The organism is Streptomyces atratus (assembly GCF_900119365.1).
GTDB lineage: Bacteria > Actinomycetota > Actinomycetes > Streptomycetales > Streptomycetaceae > Streptomyces > Streptomyces atratus_B.
Map to the genome: position 1 here is coordinate 829,918 of NZ_FPJO01000001.1, position 25,131 is coordinate 855,048.

At 70.3% G+C, this 25,131-nt stretch carries 19 protein-coding genes and 2 pseudogenes; 1 reads left to right on the forward strand and 20 read right to left on the reverse strand.

All coding sequences use genetic code 11. The features are described 5' to 3' along the window. Positions 1-118: 118 nt before the first annotated feature. The 7 genes and pseudogenes from BT364_RS03880 to BT364_RS42520 form a co-directional block, all read right to left on the reverse strand. Positions 119-1,576 carry a bifunctional cytidylyltransferase/SDR family oxidoreductase gene (locus BT364_RS03880; protein WP_072483613.1) on the reverse strand — a complete coding sequence of 486 codons (1,458 nt, stop codon included), beginning with the start codon at positions 1,574-1,576 and terminating at the stop codon, positions 119-121. Between the two features lie 332 nt (positions 1,577-1,908). Continuing rightward, the gene (gene obgE, locus BT364_RS03885) at positions 1,909-3,345 is read right to left on the reverse strand and encodes a GTPase ObgE (RefSeq protein WP_072483614.1); all 1,437 of its coding nucleotides are present in this window, start codon (positions 3,343-3,345) and stop codon (positions 1,909-1,911) included. 178 nt (positions 3,346-3,523) lie between these two features. Next, positions 3,524-3,781: a 50S ribosomal protein L27 gene (gene rpmA, locus BT364_RS03890; protein WP_018103204.1), complete on the reverse strand. Its 258-nt coding sequence runs from the start codon at positions 3,779-3,781 to the stop codon at positions 3,524-3,526. Between the two features lie 14 nt (positions 3,782-3,795). Continuing rightward, positions 3,796-4,116 carry a 50S ribosomal protein L21 gene (gene rplU / locus BT364_RS03895; RefSeq protein WP_072483615.1) on the reverse strand — a complete coding sequence of 107 codons (321 nt, stop codon included), beginning with the start codon at positions 4,114-4,116 and terminating at the stop codon, positions 3,796-3,798. A gap of 361 nt (positions 4,117-4,477) precedes the next feature. Further along, positions 4,478-8,491, reverse strand: a complete 4,014-nt coding sequence (locus BT364_RS03900; RefSeq protein ID WP_072483616.1) for an Rne/Rng family ribonuclease — start codon at positions 8,489-8,491, stop codon at positions 4,478-4,480. A 231-nt stretch (positions 8,492-8,722) separates the two neighbouring features. Then, entirely contained in the window at positions 8,723-9,505 is a 783-nt protein-coding gene (locus BT364_RS03905; protein WP_072483617.1) for a TIGR03936 family radical SAM-associated protein, read from the reverse strand. A 124-nt stretch (positions 9,506-9,629) separates the two neighbouring features. Continuing rightward, positions 9,630-9,929 (reverse strand): annotated as a pseudogene (locus tag BT364_RS42520) (hypothetical protein); the annotation flags it as partial. 261 nt (positions 9,930-10,190) lie between these two features. Between BT364_RS42520 and BT364_RS42525 the strand changes: the two are divergent. Next, a complete protein-coding gene (locus tag BT364_RS42525) occupies positions 10,191-10,550 on the forward strand; it encodes a hypothetical protein (protein WP_256259562.1) in 360 nt (119 codons plus the stop codon). A gap of 412 nt (positions 10,551-10,962) precedes the next feature. Here the strand turns inward: BT364_RS42525 and BT364_RS03920 are convergent, their stop codons facing one another. The 13 genes and pseudogenes from BT364_RS03920 to folC all read right to left on the reverse strand — a co-directional run bounded on the left by BT364_RS03920 (position 10,963) and on the right by folC (position 25,125). Further along, a complete protein-coding gene (locus BT364_RS03920) occupies positions 10,963-11,175 on the reverse strand; it encodes a hypothetical protein (RefSeq protein ID WP_256259563.1) in 213 nt (70 codons plus the stop codon). Positions 11,176-11,478: 303 nt separating this feature from the next. Beyond that, positions 11,479-12,036: a DUF5753 domain-containing protein gene (locus BT364_RS03930; RefSeq protein ID WP_256259564.1), complete on the reverse strand. Its 558-nt coding sequence runs from the start codon at positions 12,034-12,036 to the stop codon at positions 11,479-11,481. An 81-nt stretch (positions 12,037-12,117) separates the two neighbouring features. Beyond that, a pseudogene (locus tag BT364_RS42530) lies at positions 12,118-12,234 on the reverse strand (helix-turn-helix domain-containing protein); the annotation flags it as partial. 375 nt (positions 12,235-12,609) lie between these two features. Beyond that, positions 12,610-14,535, reverse strand: a complete 1,926-nt coding sequence (locus BT364_RS03940) for a TIGR03960 family B12-binding radical SAM protein (RefSeq protein WP_072483711.1) — start codon at positions 14,533-14,535, stop codon at positions 12,610-12,612. A 50-nt stretch (positions 14,536-14,585) separates the two neighbouring features. Beyond that, complete coding sequence (locus BT364_RS03945) at positions 14,586-16,106, reverse strand: CYTH and CHAD domain-containing protein (protein WP_072483621.1); 1,521 nt, start codon at positions 16,104-16,106, stop codon at positions 14,586-14,588. Positions 16,107-16,157: 51 nt separating this feature from the next. Further along, the gene (rodA, locus tag BT364_RS03950) at positions 16,158-17,348 is read right to left on the reverse strand and encodes a rod shape-determining protein RodA (RefSeq protein ID WP_072483622.1); all 1,191 of its coding nucleotides are present in this window, start codon (positions 17,346-17,348) and stop codon (positions 16,158-16,160) included. Next, positions 17,348-19,513: a penicillin-binding protein 2 gene (gene mrdA / locus BT364_RS03955; protein WP_072483623.1), complete on the reverse strand. Its 2,166-nt coding sequence runs from the start codon at positions 19,511-19,513 to the stop codon at positions 17,348-17,350. The genes rodA and mrdA overlap by 1 nt, the downstream gene beginning before the upstream one ends. 61 nt (positions 19,514-19,574) lie before the next feature. Continuing rightward, positions 19,575-20,237, reverse strand: coding sequence for a rod shape-determining protein MreD (mreD, locus tag BT364_RS03960; protein WP_072483624.1), 663 nt, complete (start codon positions 20,235-20,237; stop codon positions 19,575-19,577). A gap of 11 nt (positions 20,238-20,248) precedes the next feature. Next, entirely contained in the window at positions 20,249-21,289 is a 1,041-nt protein-coding gene (gene mreC, locus BT364_RS03965) for a rod shape-determining protein MreC (RefSeq protein WP_072483625.1), read from the reverse strand. A gap of 131 nt (positions 21,290-21,420) precedes the next feature. Then, positions 21,421-22,440, reverse strand: coding sequence for a rod shape-determining protein (locus BT364_RS03970; protein ID WP_072483626.1), 1,020 nt, complete (start codon positions 22,438-22,440; stop codon positions 21,421-21,423). 289 nt (positions 22,441-22,729) lie between these two features. Beyond that, on the reverse strand, positions 22,730-23,143 hold the full coding sequence (gene ndk / locus BT364_RS03975) for a nucleoside-diphosphate kinase (RefSeq protein WP_072483627.1): 414 nt from the start codon (positions 23,141-23,143) through the stop codon (positions 22,730-22,732). A gap of 96 nt (positions 23,144-23,239) precedes the next feature. Beyond that, positions 23,240-23,599 (reverse strand): DUF4233 domain-containing protein, encoded by a 360-nt coding sequence (locus tag BT364_RS03980; RefSeq protein WP_072483628.1) that lies wholly within the window; start codon positions 23,597-23,599, stop codon positions 23,240-23,242. 2 nt (positions 23,600-23,601) lie between these two features. After that, entirely contained in the window at positions 23,602-25,125 is a 1,524-nt protein-coding gene (gene folC, locus BT364_RS03985) for a bifunctional tetrahydrofolate synthase/dihydrofolate synthase (protein WP_072483629.1), read from the reverse strand. Between the last annotated feature and the right edge of the window lie 6 nt (positions 25,126-25,131).

Sequence of the window (25,131 nt, forward strand, 5' to 3'; positions counted from 1 at the left end):
CGAGGGTGCCGACTTTTACCTTACGTGGGGAATGTGAAGGCAGAGCTTCACGAATTCGGACCCCTGCGGTTCGCACGTGGCGACTGCAGGGGTCCGAATAGTCGATTGTCAAGCAGTATTACACATCGGCCTGTCGGTCCAGGACAGCGGCAAGCGCCTGCTCGAAACCGGATGCCTCGGAGGCGCCACGCGTCGGGTCCTGCTGGCGTACGTCGATGACATGGCCGGTCATCTCGGAGAGCAGGACGTCGAGCGAGGTCCTGGCGACCGCCTCGGAGGAGAGCAGCGTGCCCGCGGGCTCCTCGCCGAACGCCTTGGTGCGCATCGGGGTGGCGGTGCGCTCGGGGTTCACGCAGTTCACCCGCACACCGTCGGCCGCCCACTCGTCCGAGAGCGCCTGGGTGAGGTTGACCATGGCGGCCTTGGTGGACGAGTAGAGGCTGTACTCGGCGCGGCCCCGGGTGTAGCTGCTGGAGGTGTAGAGCAGCAGCTGGCCCTTGGTCTCGGCGAGGTACTTGTACGAGGCGCGGGCGATCTGCACCGGTGCCAGGTAGTTGACGTTCAGCGCTTCCTGGATGGTCGCGCTGTCCGTCTCGGCCAGCTTGCCGATGCGGAGCACGCCCGCGGTGTTGATCACGTAGTCGACCCGGCCGGTGTCGGCGTACGCCTTGGAGAGCGCCTCGTCGATGTGCTCGGGGTTCTCCACGTGCGTACCGGTGGTGGAGCGGCCCAGGGCGTAGACGGTGGCGCCGTAGGACTCGGCGAGCGTCGCGATGTCCGCGCCGATGCCGTACGAGCCGCCGAAGACGACGAGGGTCTTGCCGGTGAGCAGCTCGCGGTAGGCGGCGTCGTCGGTCGGCTGCGGAACGGCCGTGGAGGCCAACTGGAAGAGCTTGTCCGCGATGAAGACGTCGACCGGCTGGGTGACCTTCATGTTGTACTCGTCGCCCGCCACGACATAGATCGGTACGTCGGGGAGGTACTTCAGCACGACCGAGCAGTCGTCGGTCGCCTGGAAGTTCGGGTCGCCCGCGGCGACTTCGTAGGCCCTGCGGATCGTGGAGAGCTTGAAGGCCTGCGGCGTCTGGCCCCGGCGGAGCCGGGAGCGGTCGGGCACATCGGTGATGAACTCGCCGTCGCCGCCGTGGGTGCGGGTCACGATGATCGTGTCCGCGGACGGGATGGCGACGTCGACGGCCTCGTATCGGTCGAGGGCGTCGACGCAGTCCTTGATGACGCGCTGCGAGAGCAGCGGGCGCACGGCGTCGTGGAAGAGGACGTTGCGGTCCTCGCCCTCGGCCAGGCCCTCACCGAGGGCCGCGATGGCGCGCTCGGTGGTCTCGTTGCGCGTGGAGCCGCCCTCGATCACCTTGGTGACCTTGGTGAGCCCGGCCTTGGCGACGATCTTCTCGATGTCGGGCACGTAGCCCGGGGCCATCAGCACGATGACGTCGTCGATGGAGTCGGCCTGCTGGAAGATCGACAGTGTGTGCTCGATGACAGCCTTGCCTGCGATCTTCAGCAGCTGCTTGGGAATGGACAGACCCACGCGCTGGCCGGTACCGCCGGCGAGCACGACTGCTGTGGTTCGGGCTTTGACTATGTGCTGAGCAGACACAGACGACCTACCTTGCGAGGGCTGGGAGATACCGCGATGGTTGCACTCTCCGTTACCGTCTCGCAAGGTGGACGTCGGCCACCGCATGCCGTACCGAAACCTTTTGTTGCCTTGCGATCAGGGCGGATACCGGAATTAGCGCTTCCCGGCCAGGTGACCGACGCCACACGAGTGAGCGGCATGATTCACCCTTGAGCGGGTTCGGTTTCCCCCGGACGTATGACGCGGAGAGCGTGCACAACCGCCGGACGGGCTTGCGGAACAGGCCCGTCCGGCGGCCGGTGCCCCGTCTAGAACGGGTTGAACTCGTCGAACTCGCGCTGCGCCTCGTCGCGTTCCGTCTCGCGGTCGCGCCGGCGCTGCGCCGCGGGGCGCGGTGCTTCGAGCCGGTGGTCCTCACCACGGCGGCCGAGCATCTCCGCGCCCGCCGCCAGGGTCGGCTCCCAGTCGAAGACGACCGCGTTGTCCTCTGCGCCGATGGCGACGCCGTCGCCCGCACGGGCACCCGCCTTCACCAGTTCGTCCTCGACACCGAGGCGGTTGAGCCGGTCGGCCAGGTAACCGACGGCCTCGTCGTTGTTGAAGTCGGTCTGGCGCACCCAGCGCTCCGGCTTCTCACCGCGCACCCGGTAGATGCCGTCCTCCTCCAGCGTGACGGTGAAGCCCGCGTCGTCGACGGCCTTCGGGCGGATGACGACCCGCGTCGCCACCTCCACCGGCTTGGCCGCACGCGCCTCGGCGACGATGCCCGCGAGCGCGAAGGAGAGCTCCTTCAGACCGGCGTGGGCGACGGCGGACACCTCGAAGACGCGGTAGCCGCGCTCCTCCAGGTCCGGGCGGATCATGTCGGCGAGGTCCTGGCCGTCCGGGATGTCGACCTTGTTGAGGACGACGATGCGGGGCCGGTCCTCCAGACCGCCGTACTGCTTCAGCTCCTCCTCGATCACGTCGAGGTCGGAGACCGGGTCGCGGTCCGACTCCAGCGTCGCGGTGTCCAGTACGTGCACCAGCACCGAGCAGCGTTCCACGTGCCGCAGGAACTCCAGGCCGAGGCCGCGGCCCTGGCTGGCGCCCGGGATCAGGCCGGGGACATCGGCGACGGTGTAGACGGTGCTGCCCGCGGTGACCACGCCGAGGTTCGGGACGAGGGTCGTGAAGGGGTAGTCGGCGATCTTCGGCTTGGCCGCCGAAAGGACGGAGATCAGCGAGGACTTGCCGGCGCTCGGGTAGCCGACCAGCGCGACGTCGGCGACGGTCTTGAGCTCCAGGACGATGTCCCGGGCCTCACCGGGCTCGCCGAGCAGCGCGAAGCCGGGGGCCTTGCGCCGGGCGGAGGCCAGCGCGGCGTTGCCGAGGCCGCCGCGGCCGCCCTGTCCGGCGACGAACGTGGTGCCCTGGCCGATCAGGTCGGCGAGCACATTGCCGTTCCGGTCGAGCACGACCGTGCCGTCCGGCACCGGCAGGACCAGGTCCTGGCCGTCCTTGCCGGAACGGTTGTCGCCCGCGCCGGGCTGACCGTTGGTGGCCTTGCGGTGGGGGTGGTGGTGGTAGTCGAGGAGCGTGGTGACCGCCTGGTCGACGACCAGGGTCACATCGCCGCCGCGGCCGCCGTTGCCGCCGTCCGGGCCGCCGAGCGGCTTGAACTTCTCACGGTGTACGGAGGCACAGCCGTGGCCCCCGTTACCCGCGGCGACATGCAGCTCGACGCGGTCCACGAAGGTGGTCATGGTTGAAACCTCCAGTTACATACGTGCAGAAATATCTCACTCGTGCTGCCCCGCCGGCTCGTACCGTACCGCTGGGAGACAGCCGTCCCTCATGGGAGAAACACGCGAAAGGCGGACCCGCTTCCCGTACGGGAAGTGAGGTCCGCCTCCGCAGAAACCGCTCGACGAGCGCCGAAAATCAGCCGGCGATCGGAACGATGTTCACGACCTTGCGGCCACGGTGCGTGCCGAACTCGACCGCACCGGCGGCGAGAGCGAACAGCGTGTCGTCGCCGCCACGGCCGACGCCCGTGCCCGGGTGGAAGTGCGTGCCGCGCTGGCGGACCAGGATCTCACCGGCGTTGACGGCCTGACCGCCGAAGCGCTTCACGCCGAGCCGCTGAGCATTGGAATCGCGCCCGTTCCGGGTGGACGATGCGCCCTTCTTGTGTGCCATGTCTCCTCAGTCCCTTACTTCGCAGCCGCGGGGATACCGGTGACCTTGATCGCCGTGTACTGCTGACGGTGACCCTGGCGACGGCGGTAGCCGGTCTTGTTCTTGTAGCGAAGGATGTCGATCTTCGCGCCCTTGTGGTGGTCCACGATCTCGGCCTGGACCTTGATCCCGGCCAGCACCCACGGGTCGCTGGTCACGGCGTCGCCGTCGACCACGAGCAGGGTCGAGAGCTCGACCGTGTCGCCAACCTGGGCAGTGGAAATCTTGTCAACCTCAACGATGTCACCGACAGCAACCTTGTGCTGGCGGCCACCGCTGCGCACGATGGCGTACACGCGGATCTCTCTCTCGCTCGGAACGGAGCCCCTGATGCCAGCCGCTCACACAGGCCGGGGCCCGAGGTGATCCGAATGGACGAGCGGCCTCTCACCTGTGAAGGGAGGGGGTTGCTCAGGGACAGGCGCATGGAAACACGCCGAAGGGCAAGATTACGGGCCGCCGTCCGGAGGGTCAAACCGGGCCCTGTGTCCTTCCCCGCCGCTCCCCCGTTCATGCCTGCCGACATGGCCACGGGCTCCACGGCGGGCCGCGACGGCCGGTGGGCCACACCCCCGCAGGAATGTGGCCCACCGGCCGTCGAACCGCGCCGTGCGGCCGCGGAGGAGGCCTCCGTGGCCGCACGGGCCGCGCTGTCGCCTACGCCTCGGCGTCGGCCGAGACGGCGGACTTCGACGGCTGCTCCGCGGCGACGGTCTTCTTCGCCGCCGCCTTCTTGGCCGTCGTCTTCTTCGCTGCGGTCTTCTTGGCGGCCGTCTTCTTGGTGGCCGCCTTCTTCGCCGTGGCCTTCTTGGCGGTCTTGCGGACCGCCTTCTTGGCCGGGGCCGCGGCCTCGGCGGTCTCGGCGTCGGGCGTCGGCTCGGATTCGGGCTTCGGCTCGGCCTGGCCGGTCACCACGACGACCTCCGCCCCGTCCGCGCCTGCGGGCGAGCCCGCGGGGGCGGTGACCTTACGGGTCACCCGGCGACGCGCACGCGGCGGGGCGGCCTCGGGGGCCACCTCCTCGGGTGCGGCCTCGGGCTGCGGGGCCTCGACGACGGGCTCCGGCTGCTCGGCCGGCTCGGCGGCCTGCACCGGGACGACCGGCTCGGCCGGGGCCGGCGAGCCCGCCGGGGCGGTCGCCTTCCGGGTCGCCCGACGGCGCGTACGGCCCTGTGGGGCCTCGGCCGCGGGCGCCTCCTCGACCACCGGGGCCGGGGCCTCGACGACCGGCTCCGGCTCGACGACCGGCGCGGGCTCCACGACCACTACCGGCTCCGGCTCGACGGCCGGGACGGCAGCGGGTGCGGCTGCGGCCTTCGGGGCACCGGCCGGGGCCGTTGCCTTACGGGTCGCACGGCGACGGCCACGACCGCGCGTGGCGGCCGCCTCGGCCTCGGCCGGGCTGCTGTACAGCTCCTCGTCCGGGACGAACTCCGGCTCGGGCAGCGCCACCGGGGCGGCCACCTCGGCAGCCACCTCGGCCTCGGTCTCGGTCTCGACCTCTGCCACGGCTTCGGTCCCGGCCACGTGCTCGTGGTCCGCGCCGCCCCGGCCGCGCTTCTTGGAACGCTTGCCGTTGCCGCCGCCACCGACCGAGGTCGGCTGCTCCATGTGCACGATCACGCCGCGCCCGTTGCAGTGGACACACGTCTCGGAGAAGGACTCCAGCAGACCCTGGCCCACCCGCTTGCGGGTCATCTGGACCAGGCCCAGCGACGTGACCTCGGCGACCTGGTGCTTCGTACGGTCGCGTCCCAGGCACTCCAGCAGGCGCCGCAGCACCAGGTCCCGGTTGGACTCCAGCACCATGTCGATGAAGTCGACGACGACGATGCCGCCGAGGTCGCGCAGCCGCAGCTGGCGCACGATCTCCTCGGCCGCCTCCAGGTTGTTCTTGGTGACGGTCTCTTCGAGGTTGCCGCCCTGACCGGTGAACTTGCCGGTGTTGACGTCGACGACGACCATCGCCTCGGTCTTGTCGATCACCAGCGAGCCGCCGCTCGGCAGGTAGACCTTCCGGTCCAGCGCCTTCATCAGCTGCTCGTCGATCCGGTACGTCGCGAAGATGTCGACCTCGGAGGTCCACCGCGACAGGCGGTCCGTCAGGTCGGGCGCCACCTGCGAGACGTAGCCGTGGATGGTCTCCCACGCGTCGTCGCCGCTGACGATGACCTTGGAGAAGTCCTCGTTGAAGATGTCGCGGACGACCCGGACGGTCATGTCCGGCTCGCCGTAGAGCAGGGTCGGCGCATTGGAGCTGCCGGTGCTCTTCGACTTCTTCTGGATGTCCTCCCACTGCTGCTGGAGCCGCTCGACATCGCGGCGCAGCTCGTCCTCGCTCGCGCCCTCCGCGGCGGTACGGACGATGACGCCCGCGTCCTCGGGGACGATCTTCTTGAGGATGGTCTTCAGCCGGGCCCGCTCGGTGTCGGGCAGCTTGCGGCTGATGCCGGTCATCGAGCCCTCGGGCACATAGACCAGGTAGCGGCCGGGCAGCGAGACCTGGCTGGTCAGGCGGGCGCCCTTGTGGCCGATCGGGTCCTTGGTCACCTGGACGAGGACGGACTGGCCGGACTTGAGCGCGGTCTCGATACGACGCGGCCCGTGGGCCATGCCGAGCGCCTCGAAGTTCACCTCACCGGCGTAGAGCACCGCGTTGCGGCCCTTGCCGATGTCGACGAAGGCGGCCTCCATGGACGGCAGTACGTTCTGCACCTTGCCCAGGTAGACGTTGCCGACGTAGCTGGTGGCCTGCTCCTTGTTGACGTAGTGCTCGACGAGCACGTTGTCCTCGAGGACGCCGATCTGGGTGCGCTCGCCGTTCTGGCGGACGACCATGACCCGCTCCACGGCCTCGCGGCGGGCCAGGAACTCGGCCTCGGTGATGATCGGGACGCGACGGCGGCCCTGCTCACGGCCCTCGCGGCGGCGCTGCTTCTTGGCCTCCATACGGGTCGAGCCCTTGATGGACTGGACCTCGTCGAAGCCGGTGCCGGGCTCGCGCTCGGCGTCCTTGCGGCGGGGCTCACGGACCTTGACGACCGTGCGCTCGGGGTCGTCCGTGCCGTTGTCGGCGTCGGAGACGTCCCCGCTGCGACGACGGCGGCGGCGCCGACGACGGCTGCTGCTCGATCCGGCGGCGGACGCCTCGTGCTCCTCGTCCTCCTCCTCTTCGGACTCCTGAGCACGCTCCTGCTCGTCCTCGGCGTGCTCGGCGACGGCCTCGTCGGCGTGCTGCTCGGCGGCCTCCTCGCCCTCGCTGACCTCGCCACGACGACGGCGACGGCCTCCGCGACGGCGACGGCGCGAGGGCCGGTCCCCGTACTCGTCCGTCTCGTCGCCCTCGTGCTCGGCCTCGTGCTCCGGCTCCTGCTCCTCCTCGGCCGGCTCCTCCACCACGGGGGCGGCGGCCTGCTCGGGCTCGGCGGCCTCACCGCGACGGCGGCGACGGCGGCGCGAACCGGCCTGCGGCGCGGCCTCGGCGGCCGGGGCCTCGACGGCGGCCGTCGGCTCCTCGACCGTCTCGGCCTCTTCCTCGACCTCTTCGTAGCGCGACGCCGCAGCGGCGGCGGCCGCGGTCTCCGGGGTCTGGAACATCGGCTCGGCGAAGACCGGCGCCTGGAACACGGCCACGGCGGGGCGCGCGGCGCGACGGCTCTTGCGGACGGGCTCCTCGGCCTTGGCGGTGAACTCCGGCCGGCCCGCGGGGGCGGTGGCCCGGCGGCGCTGACGGCCGCGCGGCGCGGTGTCCTCGGCCTCGGCGGGCTCGGCGGCGGGCTCCTCGGCGGCGGCCTGCGCTTCCTCGACGATCTCCACGGCTTCGGCGGCCTTCGGCGCACCGGCCGGAGCGGTCGCCTTACGGACCGCACGACGACGGCCGCGCGGGGCCTCGGCGGGCTCGGCGGGCTCGGCGACCTCTTCCTCGGCGACCTCTTCCTCGGCGGCCACGGCGGGTTCCGCGATTTCCGCGGGCGCGGCAGGCGCCTCGGTGGGCTGCGGCGCACCGGCCGGGGCCGATGCCCGGCGCCGGGTGCGGCCGCGCGGCGCGGCGGGCTCGACGGCCTCGGCAGCCGGCTCGGGCTCGGCCACGGCCGGCGCTTCCTCGACGATCTCCACGGCTTCGGCGGCCTTCGGCGCACCGGCCGGAGCGGTCGCCTTACGGGCCGCACGGCGACGCGGACGCGTGGGCGCCGCCTCCACCGTCTCGGCCTCGGGCTCGGCCTCGACGGCCGGTGCGGCGGCCTCGGCGGCCTGCGGCGCACCCGCCGGAGCGGTTGCCTTACGGACCGCGCGACGGCGCGGACGCGCGGGCGCCTCCTCCGCCGGTGCCTCGGCCACGGGCTCGGCGACCGGTGCGGCGGCCTCGACGGCCTGCGGCGCACCCGCCGGGGCCGTCGCCTTGCGGACCGCGCGACGACGCGGACGCGCGGGCGGCGCGGCTTCCGCCGACGCGGCGTTCCCGGCGTCGGCGGTGGTGCTGTCGGACACTGCGGCGTCAACGGCCGGTATGGCCGGCGCGGCCGCCTCGGCGGCTGCGCCCTGGGCCTCCGCCACCGGCGGACCGGCCGGGCGGGACGCTGCGCGGCGCCTGCGGCGCGGCGGCAGCTTGTCGCCGGGTGCGTTGTTCTCTTCGGCGTTCCCGGTCGTGCCGGGTTCGTTGGGCTGGGGCATGCGGGCGGTTCTCCCGTCAGGCTCCCGGGCGCCGCGTCTGGTTCCGGTCCGGCACGGTCCGCGCGATGTACGCGGCTCCGCCGTCCGGGGCGCGGGCGCCGCACGGGAGCTCAATGTCTGGCTCGCCGGTTCCGTACGCGCTGTGCGTACGGCCTGGCGAAAGTCTTATGGGTCATCGCGCGGCCCGAACCGGATGGCTCCCGAGTCGGAGGCTGCGCTGCAACGACCGCCTTACGCGGAACCTGCACCTTCCGGCGCCGTCGCGACGGCGGTCCCGGTGGCCGTGGGTGGAGCGGCCGGGGCTGCCTCGCGGTCGGGCGCGAGCGGGTCGGTCACCGTGCCGGACTCCTCGTCGAAGAGCCCCTGCGCCAGCCTGGTCACCGCTGCGGGGACCGGCGGCGCCAGGTCGGCCACAACGCGGAGACCGGACAGGACGTCGTCAGGTCGCACGGCAGGTGTCACGTGCCGAACAACCAGCCGCAGTATCGCACAGGGCCTGTCCTCGGGCCTATCAGCCTGTGGATCAAGAGCCTGCAGGTCGACCACGGCGGCGCGGGCGTCGAAGGTGCGCATGCCGTTCTTCGCGCGGCGCTGGACCTCGACGGTCTCCGCCTTGTCGAAGGCGGCCACGGCCTCGGCCGCCTCCGCCGCGGTGACACCGTCGAGACGCAGCTCCCAGACGGAGGCGGTCAGCCGGTCCGCGAGACCCGAGGTACGGGCCTCCACGGCGTCGGTGATGTCGAGGCCGTCCGGCAGCGAGTCGTTGAGCAGCTCCCGCAGAACGGCCGGATCGCGGGCCTCGGTGAGGGCGATCTCCAGGAACTCGGCCTCGCTGCCCGTACCGGTCGGGGCGGCGTTGGCGTACGACACCTTCGGGTGCGGGGTGAAGCCGGCCGAGTAGGCCATGGGCACCTCGGAGCGGCGCAGTGCCCGCTCGAAGGCGCGCTGGAAGTCACGGTGACTGGTGAACCGGAGGCGGCCGCGCTTGGTGTAGCGCAGTCGGATGCGCTGCACCGCCGGTGCGGGCGGCGGGCCTTCGGGCTGTCGCTTGCCCAGTGGTTCTTCTCCTCGGTGCGGGGCGGACGCGGTGTGGCGCCGCCCTCGAAATGCGGGTGGCCCGGGGTGTCCGGTCCGGCTCACCCCCGCTCGGCTTTTTCTCTCCGGGCGAGGAGATCTCTGGTTCGGGCGCCACGCTGGGCACAGTCGTTGTACTACCCAGAGTACGCGCAAGGGGCCTTCCCGGTTCCCGGGGCTCGGGCTCCCTGGCCCCGCCGACCAGCGCCCGCCAGGCGTCGCGGCGTGCCTGGCGTACGGTCTCGCGCGCCGAGCGCAGCGCCGACCGGGCCGCGCGGCCCGCCTCGACGGCTCCCCTCCTGGCCGGGGCCCAGATCTGGTCGCGCCCGTACCCGAGCGGAGTGAGCACCGACCCGTACAGCCACACCCGAGCTGGCCACTCCGTGAAGGGGCCGCCATCCCAAGGGGCTGGCAGGGGAAGCCGAGGGCGCCCCGAAGCGCAGGACGGTACTGCGCGACTTCCACTCACTCGCCGAGGTACAGCTTCGCGCTGTCCTCGGCCGCCGCCGGGAGGTCGCCGACCCTTGAACATCACGATCGAAATCGTCTGGACCTGTGAGGCGTGCGCCTCGCCTCTCGTCGACGGAGAGACTCACGACTGTGGCGGCACGGAGGTTCCGAGCCGATGAGCACGAGCACCATCAACTTCGGCCCCGGCCGCCCGTGGGGCGGGGTATCTCAGCGCGAGTACCAGCGCATGGCCCAAGACCCCCGACACCAGCTTGCCTACCGCATCCACTTCGCGGCCCTCGGTTGGGCCGACCGCCACGGACACGCGAGCTTCGGCCCCGGCAAGCTCGCCGCACTGCTCGGCAGGAAGGACAAGCCCCTGTCCGACCAGAGCACGAACAACGCCCTGGCCCGCGCCAGGGAACTGGAGCTTGTCTCGCCTCGATCGGGCGCCGCTTGCCTTGTCCTCCCCTCGTACGTCTTCCAGAAGAGGAAGGGCGCACCCGTGCCGTGCCGCCTGCACCTCGATCGGTGACTACATCTCTCGCGTGTAGCCAGCACACGCCTCACGTGTATCGAGACGGCATCTCACCTGCGGAAACGTTCGCGTCTTCTCTTGCTCTTCGAGAACTCGGCTCCCGCGATCGGGAGCCCGTACAGGTCGGTCATCGTTGTGCCCTTCCTGATCTGCTTCACGGCCGAGCGAGTGCCGGCCGCGCCCCGCCCTCGATGGAGCGGAAGTCTTGGATGGGTGCTTCGGCTTCCCTGGGTCCGAAGCGGTTGCCCTCACCGCCCAGGGCGGCACCCCAGTCAAGGGGCGGACCGGGCCGGAACCTGGGCACGTCAGCCCAGACGAGACACGTCCTGTCTCTGCTCAACGGCTTGTCGATCGGGGGACTACCTGCCTCCCGCCGGGAGGGCAGCGGTGACAGGATTCTGTGATCGGCTCAGGGAGCCGAGGGAACCCGCAGCGCCTCTGCGATCTGCTCGACCGCATCAGCGCGGATCATCCCGAGATGGACGTACGCCTGCCCGCTGTGCGTCACCACGGGTCGGACGCTGCTCCACGCGGACTCGGGAACTCCGAGCGCGGCGAGTGCCGCGCGTATCGATTCCGTCGCGTCCGTCGCCTGAGTCCTGGCATCTCTCCACGTCTGCATGTCCATCAGTGGCCGGTCCCGTGCATCCGAAGCAGGATGTTGCAGTCGGCGACCGTGGTGCCGTCGCCCTCCATCCCGGCTGCCTTCCGAAGCTGTGCCAGCCGCGCGCACTCAGGGCAGCCAGGTACCGGACGGGGCGCAGGGCGCTCCTCCCGAATCGGCAGCTCTACCGGTACTTCCTGCCACCGGTTGGGTTCTGTCTTCGTCACCGTCGCGCCCTCCCTGTCGCTTCCGAGGTCGATGAACAGACCGTAGGGAGCGGGGCTGTGAGGGGTCCACGCTGTTGCATGCGGTTGCACGGATTCACCCGAGGGCAGCGAGCGCCTTCGTGATCAGCGCGCGGGCTTCGGCTCCGCGCACGGCGGATCGCGACAGCTCGGAGAAGGCTCGAAGGTAGGTACGGATCTCGCCGGGCGTGGTCAGGTTGATCTCTGCGGTGAGAGTCTCCACCGCCACCTGTTGATCGTCGAAGGCGTAGAAGGCTTCGAGCGGCCAGACGGTACGGCGGGCCCGTGCGGGGATGATGCCGAGGGAGACGTTCGGCTGTCCCATCACAGAGAGCACGTGTTCAAGCTGGGCCGCCATCGCGGCATCGTCGCTCACCCGGTAGTAGAGAACCGTCTCTTCGAGCACCAGCGCGAACCGATGATCCCCCTCCCGGATCACACGGGACCGTTGGGCCCGAGCCCACACGGCGTCGGCCACGTCGTCCGGGGTTCCCTGGAAGGCTGTGATGGACCGCAGAAGTCCTGTCGCGTAGCCGGAGGTCTGGAGCATCCCCGGCATGACGTTCGAGGCGTACACGCGAAAGGAGCGGGTCCGGTGGTACAGCGGGACAGTCCGCTCATGAACTCGGCGCATCCCGTCATGGTGGATCTGCCGCCACTCGACGTACATCAACTCTGCGTTGCGGGACGCAGCGATCAGATCAGCCGCGTGATCGTCGGCCCCGCAGGCAGCGCACCAGGCACGGATGTCAGCGTCCGAAGGTGGCGTCTTGCCCCGCGCGATCCGGGATGACTTCGACTTGTGCCAGCCGCACAGAGCGGCCAGCTCATGCGCCGACGAACCGTAAGGCCATGGTGTCCCTCCCTGTCGAGCGCGTTGCGCCTGGTTGCACGACCTTCACTCTGTCGGAACCTGCGGGTCAAGAGGGCATGTTCACCCCGATCCGACCCGATGCTGTTCATCGGCGCCACGCAGAAGGCGCCCGGACCTTTACGGCCCGGACGCCTCTCGTCAGCTACACCCACTCGACCGCCGAGACAATGCCCGGATCTTGCCGAGGAGCAGGGAGCGGCGTACGCCGCACAGGGCGGGGAGCCTGCTCACGCTCCTTCGTCCCGAGCCCTCGAAGGATCTCGGTCCGCTCCGCCTCGCTCATGCCAGCGAGCGTCTCAGCCATCCTCTGGACGGCATCGCCGCTGGTCACGACTACTTCTTGACCTCAAGCGGAAGCAGCTTCTTACCCGTCGGTCCTACTTGTGGCCATGTGTCGAACTGCGGGCAGACGCCGCAGTCGAAGCACGGGGTCCAGCGGCAGTCCTCGACCTCGGTCTCGTCGAGCGAGTCCTGCCAGTCCTCCCAGAGCCAGTCCTTGTCCAGGCCGGAGTCCAGGTGGTCCCAGGGCAGGACCTCCTCGTAGGAGCGCTCGCGGGTGGTGTACCAGTCGACGTCCACGCCGTACTCGGGCAGCGCCTTCTCGGCGGCGGTCATCCAGCGGTCGTAGCTGAAGTGCTCGCGCCAGCCGTCGAAGCGGCCGCCGGACTCGTAGACCGCGCGGATGACGGAGCCGACGCGGCGGTCGCCGCGCGAGAGGAGGCCCTCGACGATGCCGGGCTTGCCGTCGTGGTAGCGGAAGCCGATGGAGCGGCCGTACTTCTTGTCGCCGCGGATCTTGTCGCGGAGCTTGGCGAGCCGGGCGTCGGTCTCCTCGGCGCTCAGCTGCGGGGCCCACTGGAACGGCGTGTGCGGCTTGGGCACGAAGCCGCCGATGGAGACGGTGCAGCGGATGTCGTTCTGGCCGGAGACCTCGCGGCCCTTGGCGATCACGTTGACCGCCATGTCGCCGATCTGGAGGACGTCCTCGTCGGTCTCGGTGGGCAGGCCGCACATGAAGTACAGCTTCACCTGGCGCCAGCCGTTGCCGTACGCGGTGGCGACGGTGCGGATGAGGTCCTCTTCCGAGACCATCTTGTTGATGACCTTGCGCATCCGCTCGGAGCCGCCCTCGGGGGCGAAGGTGAGTCCGGAGCGGCGGCCGTTGCGGGTCAGCTCGTTGGCCAGGTCCACGTTGAACGCGTCGACGCGGGTGGAGGGCAGCGAGAGGCCGATCTTGTCCTCGGTGTACCGGTCGGCGAGGCCCTTGGCGATCTCGCCGATCTCGGTGTGGTCCGCGGAGGAGAGCGAGAGCAGGCCGACCTCCTCGAAGCCGGTCGCCTTGAGGCCCTTCTCGACCATCTCGCCGATGCCGGTGATGCTTCGCTCCCGCACGGGGCGCGTGATCATGCCGGCCTGGCAGAAACGGCAGCCGCGGGTGCAGCCGCGGAAGATCTCGACGGACATCCGCTCGTGGACGGTCTCGGCGAGCGGTACGAGGGGCTGCTTCGGGTACGGCCACTCGTCGAGGTCCATCACGGTGTGCTTGGACACCCGCCACGGCACGCCCGACTTGTTGGGCACGACACGGCCGATCCGCCCGTCCGGGAGGTATTCGACGTCGTAGAAGCCCGGGACGTAGACGCCGCCGGTCTTCGCGAGGCGGAAGAGCACCTCCTCGCGGCCGCCGGGTCGGCCCTCGGCCTTCCAGGCGCGGATGATCTCGGTGATCTCCAGGACGGCCTGCTCGCCGTCGCCGATGACCGCGCAGTCGATGAACTCGGCGATCGGCTCGGGGTTGAACGCGGCGTGGCCGCCCGCGAGGACGATCGGGTCGTCGAGGCCGCGGTCCCGGGCGTCGAGGGGGATGCCCGCGAGGTCCAGGGCGGTGAGCATGTTGGTGTAGCCGAGCTCGGTGGAGAAGCTCAGCCCGAAGACGTCGAAGGCCTTGACCGGGCGGTGGCTGTCCACGGTGAACTGCGGGACCTTGTGCTCGCGCATCAGCTCTTCGAGGTCCGGCCACACGCTGTAGGTGCGCTCGGCGAGGACGCCCTGGCGCTCGTTGAGTACCTCGTAGAGGATCATGACGCCCTGGTTGGGGAGTCCGACCTCGTACGCGTCCGGGTACATCAGTGCCCAGCGGACGTCGCATTCGTCCCACGGCTTGACGGTGGAGTTCAGCTCACCGCCGACGTACTGGATGGGCTTCTGCACATGCGGGAGCAGAGCTTCGAGCTGTGGGAAGACCGAATCGACAGACATCGCGAACTTTCGAGAGCCGGCAAGGGTGACCATCAAGCGTACCCCGATGCTCAGCCTCCCAGCGCCGCCCGCAGTTCCGCCCGCGAGGCCCGCTCCCACACCTCCGGCAGCTCCCTTTCGCCGGCCGCGGCGGCCGCCTCCTCCCGTCCGTACAGCAGTCCCCAGGTGAAGGCCGACTCCCCGGCCGCGTGCGCCTGGACGGCCAGGGTGCGCAGGGCCTCGCGGGCCACCACGCTGTCCTGGTGGTCGCCGAGGAGGGTCTGGACGGCCTTCATCCGTTTGGCGAATCGCTTGGCGGGTCTGCCGAGCGCGGGCTGGGCCGCCTCCGCCGCGTACCGGGCACGTTTGGCGGCCTTGCGGGCCTCGTGCAGGGCCACGTCCCGGTCGTGGCCGGGCGGCAGTTCCAGGGCACGGCCGACCCGGGCCGCGAGGCGGCGGTACTCCTTCAGCACGGCCCGGGGCAGCGCGCGCCCGGGGGCCCGGGAGGCGGCGGACAGCAGGGGCGGGCCGGCGAGCAGGGCGTCGAGGCTCTCCAGGAGTGCCAGGTACCGCTTCCCGTCGAGCACGGCGACGGTGAGACGGCGGGAGCCGTTGCGCCGGGCGGTTGACCAGATCCGGAGCCGGCCGCGGACCGGGCCGAGGACCAGGGTGCGGGGCAGGCCGTCGAGGCGGGCGCGCAGCCGGGCGTCGAGCACCTCCTGGTCACGGTCGATGCCGAGCTCGGCGGCCAGCCACTTCAGCTCGTCGCCGACCGGGTCGGTGACCCCGCGGTCGAGGATCTTCCGGTACGTCCGCAGCGCGCTGCGCAGTCTGCGGGTGGCGACCCGCATCTGGTGCACGGAGTCGGGCAGGTCGCGGCGGACGGCGGGGTCGAGGGCGACGATCGCCTCGGCCTGGTGCCGGATGTACGCGAGGACATGGTCGCCCGCGGTGGTCCGCCGGGCGCTCGCGGCGGGGCTCCTGCTCGGCTTCGGCGCGGTCTCGGCGAGCGCCCTGGCCAGCTTGGACGGGGACGCGGACGGGCGGACCCCGGCCTTGCGCAGCCTGCGCTCCACGGCGTCGAGGAAGGCGGGGTCGCCGTCGTCGGCGAGTTCGGCCTCGATCTCGGTCCAGGCGGCCGTGGAGTCGCCGCCGGTCATCCGCTCGGCCCGCACCCGGTCGACGCTGACCTCGGCGAGCAGAGCGCCGTCGGCGTCGAGCAGGTGGTGGACGTCGCGGGCGGAGAGCAGCCGGACGACGGGGACGAGGTCGCGGTCGCGGACCCGGGAGCGCAGCAGCCCCGCGAAGGAGCGCGGCAGGGTGTCGGAGAGCGGTTCCCGCAGCTCGTCCCGGATGCCGGAGGCGACCGGGAACTTGAGGTGCCAGCCGGCGTCGCTCCCGCCGGTGCGGCGGCGCAGGGTGAGGGAGTCCGCCGCGAGCCGGAGGTCCTCGGTGTCGTAGTAGACGGCGTCCAGTTCGCTGACGCCCCGGTGGGCGACGGCGAAGACCCCGGCCACCCGGCTCAGGTCCGGGAGCCGGGTCTCCGTGGTGGCTTCGTACTTCCGCTCGATCTCACGCTTCGAGTCCGCCATGAACCGAATCTAGACGTGTTGTACGCGAATGGGCAGTGCTCGCGCACCGGCTCAGGCGCTTATCGGCCGCTGCATCCTGATCGACTGGAGCAGCCCGACGGCCACCCAGACGGCGAACATCGAGGACCCTCCGTACGAGACGAACGGGAGCGGGAGTCCGGCGACCGGCATGATGCCGAGCGTCATCCCGATGTTCTCGAAGGACTGGAAGGCGAACCAGGCGATGATTCCGGCGGCGACGATCGTGCCGTACAGCTCGGTCGTCTCGCGGGCGATCCGGCAGGCGCGCCACAGGACGACACCGAGCAGGACAAGGATCAGCCCGGCGCCGAGGAAGCCGAGCTCCTCGCCCGCGACGGTGAAGACGAAGTCGGTCTGCTGTTCGGGAACGAACTGGCCGGTGGTCTGGGTGCCGTGGAAGAGGCCGGTACCGGAGAGGCCGCCGGAGCCGATCGCGATGCGGGCCTGGTTGGTGTTGTAGCCGACGCCCGCCGGGTCGAGCGCCGGATTGGCGAAGGCGGCGAAGCGGGCGATCTGGTACTCGTCGAGCAGGCCGAGCTGCCAGATCGCGATGGCACCGGCCACGCCCGCGCCGAGCAGTCCGGCGATCCAGCGGTTCGACGCGCCGGAGGCGAGGAGCACACCGAGCACGATGACGACCATGACCATCACGGAGCCGAGGTCCGGCATCCCCATGACGACGGCCATCGGGACGGCCGCCAGACCGAGGGCCTTGGCGACGGTCCGGTGGTCGGGATGGAGCTGGTCGCCCGCGTCGACGCGCTCGGCGAGCAGCATCGCCATGATCAGGATGATGGTGATCTTGGTGAACTCGGACGGCTGGAGCGAGAAGCCGCCGCCGATGATGATCCAGGCGTGGGCGCCGTTGACGGTGGCGCCGAGCGGGGTGAGCACCGCGAGCACCAGCAGCACCGAGAGGCCGTAGAGGACCGGGACGGCGCCGCGCAGGGTGCGGTGGCCGAGCCAGATCGTGCCGACCATCAGGGCGAAGCCGATGCCGGTGTTGAGGGCGTGCCGGAAGAGGAAGTAGTACGGGTCGCCATGGGTGAGCGAGTCGCGTCCCCGGGTCGCCGAGTAGACCAGCAGCGAGCCGATGAAGGAGAGCGCGAGCGCGGACCCGAGCAGCGGCCAGTCGAGTTTGCGTACGAGGGAGTCGCGGGCGGTGAGTTTGCCCCAGGCGGAGCGCTCGGGGGCGTACCGCTGGACGGAGAAGCCGGCCATCAGTCGCGCCTCCCCAGGACCGCGGCGAGGGTCTGCTCCTCCGGGGTCTTCTGCGAGTCCGGGTTGTAGGGCTTGATCTCCGGTACGTCGATCGAGCCGTCCTGCTGGATCTTGGGCAGGGACTTCTGCGGGGTGGGCAGCAGCGCCTTCTTCAGGTCCTGCTTGCCGGAGTCGTCGAGACCGTAGAGGGCGTCGTAGATGTTGCGCACGGCGGGCCCGGACGCGCCGGAGCCGGTACCGCCCTGGGAGATCGTCATGACGATCGAGTAGTCCTTGGTGTACGTGGCGAACCAGGAGGTCGTCTGCTTGCCGTAGACCTCGGCCGTACCCGTCTTGGCGTGCATCGGGATCTTGTCCTGCGGCCAGCCGCCGAATCGCCAGGCGGCCGAACCACGGGTCGCGACTCCCGCGAGGGCTTCGTCTATCTCGTTGCGGGTCTTGCGCGTGAAGGGCAGCTTGCCGTGCGACTTGGGCTTGACCACCTCGACGCTCTTGCCGTCGCCGCTGACGATCGCCTTGCCGACGGTGGGGTCGTAGAGCGTGCCGCCGTTGGAGATCGCGGCGTAGATGGTGGCCATCTGGATCGGGGTGACGAGCGTGTCGCCCTGGCCGATCGAGTAGTTGACGGAGTCACCGGCGCGCATCTTGTCGCCTTCGAGGCAGTTCTCGTACGCGATCTGCTCGACGTACGTGCCGCCCTTCTTGCCCTGCTTGCACCAGGCGTCCTTGTTCGCCTTGTAGAAGTCCTGCTTCCACTTGCGGTCGGGGACCCGGCCGCTGACCTCGTTGGGGAGGTCGATGCCGGTCTCCTTGCCGAGGCCGAACTGGTGGGCGGTCTTGTAGAACCAGTCCTTGGTGTTCTTCTTGGGGTTCATCCCGCCGTCCTTCAGCCACTCCCTGTGCGCGATGCCGTAGTAGACGGTGTCGCAGGAGACTTCGAGGGCCCGGCCGATGGTGATGTCGCCGTAGCCCTGGGACTCGAAGTTCTTGAAGGTCTGGCCGCCGACGTTGTACGAGCTGGGGCACGGGTAGTGGCCGTCGAAGGGGTATCCGGCGTTGACCGCCGCGGTCGAGGAGATGACCTTGAAGATCGAGCCGGGGGCGGCCTGGCCCTGGATGGCCCGGTTCAGCAGCGGGAAGTTGGAGTTCTTGCCGGTGAGCTTGGCGTAGTCCTTGGCGGAGATGCCGCCGACCCAGGCGTTGGGGTCGTAGTTCGGCAGGGAGGCCATCGCGACGACGCGGCCGGTCTTGGCCTCCATGACGACGACGGCGCCGGAGTCGGCCTTGTAGTTCTCCCCGGTGTTCTTGTCGAAGGCCTGACGGGCCGTCTTCATGGCCTCGTTGAGCTCGTACTCGGCGACGGCCTGGACCCGGGCGTCGATGGAGGTGACGACGCTGGAGCCGGGCTCCGCCTTGTCGTTCTTCGCCTGGCCGATGACCCGGCCGAGGTTGTCGACCTCGTAGCGGGTGACGCCGGCCTTGCCGCGCAGCTCCTTGTCATAGGTGCGCTCCAGGCCGGAGCGGCCGACCTGGTCGGAGCGGAGGTAGGGCGAGTCGGTGTTCTGGGCCTTGGTGATCTCCTCGTCGGTGACCGGCGAGAGGTAGCCGAGGACCTGCGCGGTGTTGGCCTTGCCGGGTTCTCCGTACCGGCGTACGGCGGTGGGCTCGGCGGTGATGCCGGGGAAGTCCTCGGCGCGTTCGCGGATGGTGAGGGCCTGCTGGGTGGTGGCCTCGTCGGTGACCGGGATCGGCTGGTACGGCGAGCCGTTCCAACAGGGCTGCGGCGTCTTCGAATCGCAGAGCCGGACCTTGTCGAGGACCTCCTTGGGCTTCATGCCGAGGACGCCGGCGAGCCGGGTCAGGACGCTCTTGCCGTCGTCCTCCATCTTCATCAGCTCGGTGCGGCTGGCGGAGACCACCAGCCGGGTCTCGTTGTCGGCGAGGGGCACGCCGCGCGCGTCGAGGATGGAGCCGCGGACGGCGGGCTGGACGACCTGCTGGACGTGGTTGTTCTTCGCCTCGTCGCTGTACTCCCGGCCGTTGCGGATCTGGAGGTACCAGAGGCGGCCGCCGAGGGTGAGCAGCAGGGAGAAGACGAGGACCTGGATGACGATGAGTCGGATCTGGACGCGTTGGGTCCGGCCGGTCTCGGGGATGTTGGTCACGGGGCGCCCCCGGTGGTGGTCGGGCCGGAGGTGTGCGAGGTGTCCTGGCTGCGGTGCGGCCTCACAGTCGCTTGACCCCCTTGATGCGTCCGGCGCGGGCCGCGCGGTTGCGGGCGGCCTTGACGCGCAGTCCGCCGCGCTGGCTGCCGATCCGCAGTCCGGTGCCGGAGGCGAGCCAGCCCGCGGCCACGTCCCCGCCGCCGGAGGTCTCGGCGAGCGGGTCGTTCACCGTGCGTCTGGCGACGGCCATGATCAGCGGTACGACGAAGGGGGCCAGGAGCAGGTCGTAGACGGCGGCGGTGAACATCAGGCTGCCCAGGCCGACATGGCGGGCCGCCGTGTCCCCGACGAGTGCGCCGACCAGCGCGTACAGCAGGGTCGAGCCGATCGCCGCGGCGACCACCCCGATCATCGGGACCATCGCCGACTTCAGCTGCCCGTTCTCCGGCTTCATCAGCCCCGCGAGGTAGCCGATGACGCAGAGGACCAGCGCGTAGCGTCCGGCGGCGTGGTCGGCGGGCGGTGCCAGGTCGGCGAGGAGCCCCGCGCCGAAACCGATGAGGGCGCCGCTGACATGCCCGTACACGAAGGCGAGAGCGAGGACGACGAGGAGCAGCAGGTCGGGCACGGCGCCGGGGAGCTGGAGGCGGGCGAGCACGGAGACCTGGACGACGAGGGCGACGACGACCAGGACGGCGGAGAGCAGAATCCGGTTCAAACGCATGGGAATCAGCTCTACCTCTGCTCGTTGACCGCGGTGTCGGCGTTCGGAGTGCCGTTCGGGTCCGGGCTGTTGCTGGGGTCCGGGCTCTCGTGGATGTTCCCGACGACGTTTCCTTCGGTGTCGACGATGTCGCCGTTGGGCGAGATCGTGACGGTGACGGTGGGCGTCGGCTTCGGCTTGGCGGGCTTGGCCGGCTGCTTCGGCAGGACCATGTCACGGGGGTCCTGGCGCGGGGCCTGGACCACGACGCCGACGATGTCGAGCTTGGTGAAGCCGACGTACGGGCGGACGTAGACGGTACGGGTCAGGCCGCCGCCGGACGGGTCGACCCGGACGACCTCGCCGACCGGGACGCCGGGCACGAAGGGCTTGTCCTTGCTGGAGCCGAAGGTGACGAGCCGGTCGCCCTTCTTCACCTTGGCCTTGCCGTTGAGGAACTGGACGGACAGCGGCTGGGAGCCCTGACCGGTGGCGAAGCCGAGTTCGTCGGTCTTCTCCATGCGGGTGCCGACGGTGAAGTCGGGGTCGTTGGCGAGGAGCACCGTGGCGGTGTCCGGGCCGACGGTGGTGACCCGGCCGACCAGTCCGTCGCCGTTGATGACGGTCATGTCGCGCTTGATTCCGTCGTTGGAACCCGCGTCGATGGTGACCGTCCAGGAGAAGCCCTGGGCCGCTCCTATGGCGATGACCTCGGCGCCCTTGATGCCGTACTGTCCGGCGGCCGACTTCTTCAGCATCCGGTCGAGCTCACGGACCCTGCTGCGGTTGCGGTCGTCGCTGCCGAGCTTCGTCTTGAGCGCGGCGTTCTGCTGTTCCAGCTCGGCGATCCGGTTGTGCCGTGTCCCGGATTCGCGTACCGCCCCTATGGCGTTGCCCACTGGGTCGACGGCGGCCGCGACGCCGTTCTCCACCGGCCCGAAGGCCGCTGCGGCGGCCCGCCGGGCGCCGTCCACCGGTGACTCCTCGCCCCCGCGGATGTCCACCGTGATCAATGCGAACGCGATGGCGATCAGCAGCACCAGGAGCAGCCGGCTCTCTCGTGTGTCCCTCACGTGCGGCGGCCGTGCCTTCCTCGTCGGAATGTTCGTGCCTGTATATCAACGATCGGCCGTACGGAGCGGCAGTGTTCCGTACAGCGGACCGCTGTGTGTTCACCCGCGGGGTGGTTCACCTGCGGGGCTGTTCACCTGCGGGGCTGTGCGTCCAGCACCTGCTGGAGCGCCTCGAACTCCTCGACGCACTTGCCGGATCCGAGGGCCACCGAGTCCAGCGGGTCCTCCGCGATGTGGATCGGCATGCCGGTCTCGCGGCGCAGCCGCTCGTCCAGTCCGCGCAGCAGCGCGCCACCGCCGGTCAGGACGATGCCGCGGTCCATGACGTCGCCGGAGAGCTCCGGCGGGCACTTGTCGAGCGTGGTCTTCACGGCGTCGACGATCGCGTTGACCGGCTCCTCGATGGCCTTGCGGACCTCGGCGGCCGAGACGACCACGGTCTTGGGCAGTCCGGAGACGAGGTCGCGGCCGCGGATCTCGGTGTGCTCGTCCTCGTCCATGTCGTATGCCGAACCGATCGTGATCTTGATCTGTTCGGCGGAGCGCTCGCCGAGGAGGAGCGAGTACTCCTTCTTGATGTGCTGGATGATCGCGTTGTCCAGCTCGTCGCCGGCGGTCCGGATCGACTGGGCAGTGACGATTCCGCCCAGCGAGATGACCGCGACCTCGGTGGTGCCGCCACCGATGTCGACGACCATGTTGCCGGTGGCCTCGTGGACCGGCAGCCCGGAGCCGATGGCCGCCGCCATGGGCTCCTCGATGATGTGCACCTGGCGCGCGCCGGCCTGCGTCGACGCCTCGATCACGGCGCGTCGCTCGACCCCGGTGATGCCGGAGGGCACGCAGACGACGACCCGCGGGCGGGCCAGGTAGCGGCGCTTGTGGATCTTCAGGATGAAGTAGCGGAGCATCCGCTCGGTGATCTCGAAGTCGGCGATCACGCCGTCCTTCAGGGGCCGTACGGCAACGATGTTGCCCGGTGTACGCCCGATCATCTTCTTGGCCTCGGAGCCGACCGCCAGGATGCCGCCGGTGTTGGTGTTGATGGCCACGACGGACGGCTCGTTCAGAACGATGCCGCGCCCCCTGACGTACACCAGCGTGTTGGCAGTCCCGAGGTCGATAGCCATGTCACGGCCGATGAACGACATTGAGTTCCCCTTGTTCCCCATGAGGATGCGTCGGGCCTTCCGAGAAAGCGATGTGGCTTGTTCCGGTCGGCGAGGTGAGCGCGGCGGGCGTGGAAGATTCCATCGTAGTGCCGCAGTGACGGACACCGCGCGAGGGTCCTTCGCCATTGTGGGCGGAACGGGTGGCCGTTCCACTCATGGTGACGTTACGTCGGAGGGATGCGTTCCCGCGATTCCGGACCCTATACCGAAGGGCGACCGAATTAATTCGGTCGCCCCAGGTCTTGAGCGCTGTTCGGCTGATCGGCGATCAGGCGATTCCGGGGAAGAAAAGCTTCAGTTCCCGCTCTGCGGACTCCTCGGAGTCCGAGGCGTGAATGAGGTTCTCCCGGGTGATCGTGCCGAAGTCACCGCGGATGGAACCGGGTGCGGCGGCGATCGGGTCGGTGGGGCCGGCCAGCGTACGGATGCCCTCGATGACCCGCTCGCCCTCGGCGACCAGCGCCACGATCGGACCGGACTGCATGAACTCGACGAGCGGCTCGTAGAACGGACGGCCGACGTGCTCGGCGTAGTGCTGCTCCAGCGTGGCGCGGTCGAGGGTGCGCAGCTCCAGTGCGGTGATCCGCCAGCCGGCCTTGCGCTCGATCCGCCCGACGATCTCGCCGACCAGTCCGCGCCGGACAGCGTCGGGCTTGAGGAGAACGAGGGTGCGCTGGGTCATGGTGTGCGGCTCCTTGCAGGCATGCGGGTGCGGTGAACCGAGGCTACAGGGGTACGGGGACGGGCCGGCGGCCGGGTTTGGCCGACGGACACCGCGTCAGCCACCGGCCGGTGCCTCGGCCGCCTCCTGCGCCGCCGCCCAGCGGGCCTTCGCCTCGTCGATCTTGCGGCCGTAGTGCACCGAGGCCCACCACAGGCCGGCGAAGACCACACCGAGGATGAACATCATCGGGACGACGAAGCCGCTCAGCACCAGGGCGATCTGCAGCACCCAGCCGAGCTGTATGCCGCCGGGGCGGGTGATCATTCCGCAGAGCAGCACGGAGAGCAGCATGCCTATGCCGCAGACCGTCCAGACCGTGGCATTGGTCAGGTCGTCGGACTTCATCGCGACGAGTCCGGCGAAGCCGATCACGAAGAACTCGCCGATCAGCGTGGACGCACAGAGGGTACGCATGGTCAGCGCCTTCCCAGGAGCAGCCGGGCCTCGCCGACCGTGATCACGGAACCGGTCACCAGAACACCGGCGCCCGCGTATTCGTCCTCCTCCTCGGCGAGGGTGATCGCCGCCTCCAGGGCGTCGTCCAGGCGTGGCTCCACCTGGACGCGGTCCTCGCCGAAGACCTCGACCGCGACGGCGGCCAGCGCGTCGACGTCCATCGCGCGGCCACTGGAGTTCTGCGTGATGACGACCTCGGCGAAGATCGGTTCGAAGGCTTCGAGGAGCCCCTTGACGTCCTTGTCGGAGCTGGTGCCGACCACACCGATCAGCCGGGAGAAGCCGAAGGCCTCGGAGAGCCCGTCGGCGGTGGCGCGGGCGCCCGCCGGGTTGTGCGCCGCGTCCAGGACGACGGTGGGGCTGGAGCGGACGACTTCGAGGCGGCCCGGGGAGACCACCGAGGCGAAGGCCCGGCGGACCGTGTCGACGTCGAGCGAGCCGGGCTGCTCGGCGCCGATCCCGAAGAAGGCCTCCACCGCGGAGAGCGCCACCGCCGCGTTGTGCGCCTGGTGGGCGCCGTAGAGCGGGAGGAAGATCTCTGTGTACTCGCCGCCGAGGCCGCGCAGCGTCAGCAGCTGGCCGCCGACCGCGATCTCGCGCGAGACGACGCCGAACTCCATGCCCTCGCGGGCCACCGTGGCGTCGACCTCGACGGCCTTCTTCAGCATGACCTGCGCGGCGTCCACCGGCTGCTGGGCGAGGACGACCGTGGCGCCCTGCTTGATGATCCCGGCCTTCTCGCCGGCGATCTCGGCGGGCGTGGTGCCCAGCCGGTCGGTGTGGTCCAGCGAGATGGGGGTGACGACGGCGACCGAGGCGTCGATGACGTTGGTCGCGTCCCAGCTGCCGCCCATGCCGACCTCGACGACCGCGACATCGACCGGCGCGTCGGCGAAGGCCGCGTAGGCCATGCCCGTCAGCACCTCGAAGAAGGAGAGCCGGTACGGCTGCTGGGTGTCGACCATCTCCACGTACGGCTTGATGTCCTGGTACGCCTCGATGAACCGCTCGGGGTCGATCGGGGAGCCGTCCAGGCTGATCCGCTCGGTGATCGACTGGACGTGCGGCGAGGTGTAGCGGCCGGTACGCAGGTCGAAGGCGCCGAGCAGCGCCTCGATCATGCGGGCCGTGCTCGTCTTGCCGTTGGTCCCGGTGATGTGGATCGAGGGGTACGCGCGCTGCGGCTCGCCGAGCACGTCCATCAGCGCGGCGATGCGCGTGACGGAGGGCTCCAGCTTGGTCTCGCCCCAGCGTCCGGCGAGCTCCTGCTCCACGGCGCGCAGCGCCTTGTCCACCTCGGGGTCGGCGGGGCGGGCCGGGACCTCTTCGCCCTGCGGCGGCCCGGAGCGGGTGCGCAGCGTGCGGCTCCCGGCCTCGATCACCGCCAGGTCGGGGTCGCGCTGGGTCTCTTCGTCGACGATCTCCGCGAAGGTGTCGTCGGAATCGGAGTCGTCGTGCCGGTCGGAAGGGCGGGGCTCACTCACGGGGCC

Bases quoted from the DNA above. Each gene is read 5' to 3' on its own strand.
- obgE (WP_072483614.1), bottom strand. From the start codon at position 3,345: ATGACCACCTTCGTGGACCGCGTCGAGCTGCATGTCGCCGCGGGTAAC.
- rpmA (WP_018103204.1), bottom strand. From the start codon at position 3,781: ATGGCACACAAGAAGGGCGCATCGTCCACCCGGAACGGGCGCGATTCC.
- BT364_RS03900 (WP_072483616.1), bottom strand. From the start codon at position 8,491: ATGCCCCAGCCCAACGAACCCGGCACGACCGGGAACGCCGAAGAGAAC.
- BT364_RS42525 (WP_256259562.1), top strand. From the start codon at position 10,191: ATGAGCACGAGCACCATCAACTTCGGCCCCGGCCGCCCGTGGGGCGGG.
- BT364_RS03920 (WP_256259563.1), bottom strand. From the start codon at position 11,175: ATGCAGACGTGGAGAGATGCCAGGACTCAGGCGACGGACGCGACGGAA.
- BT364_RS03930 (WP_256259564.1), bottom strand. From the start codon at position 12,036: ATGCGCCGAGTTCATGAGCGGACTGTCCCGCTGTACCACCGGACCCGC.
- BT364_RS03940 (WP_072483711.1), bottom strand. From the start codon at position 14,535: ATGTCTGTCGATTCGGTCTTCCCACAGCTCGAAGCTCTGCTCCCGCAT.
- BT364_RS03945 (WP_072483621.1), bottom strand. From the start codon at position 16,106: ATGGCGGACTCGAAGCGTGAGATCGAGCGGAAGTACGAAGCCACCACG.
- rodA (WP_072483622.1), bottom strand. From the start codon at position 17,348: ATGGCCGGCTTCTCCGTCCAGCGGTACGCCCCCGAGCGCTCCGCCTGG.
- mreD (WP_072483624.1), bottom strand. From the start codon at position 20,237: ATGCGTTTGAACCGGATTCTGCTCTCCGCCGTCCTGGTCGTCGTCGCC.
- BT364_RS03970 (WP_072483626.1), bottom strand. From the start codon at position 22,440: ATGTCGTTCATCGGCCGTGACATGGCTATCGACCTCGGGACTGCCAAC.
- ndk (WP_072483627.1), bottom strand. From the start codon at position 23,143: ATGACCCAGCGCACCCTCGTTCTCCTCAAGCCCGACGCTGTCCGGCGC.
- BT364_RS03980 (WP_072483628.1), bottom strand. From the start codon at position 23,599: ATGCGTACCCTCTGTGCGTCCACGCTGATCGGCGAGTTCTTCGTGATC.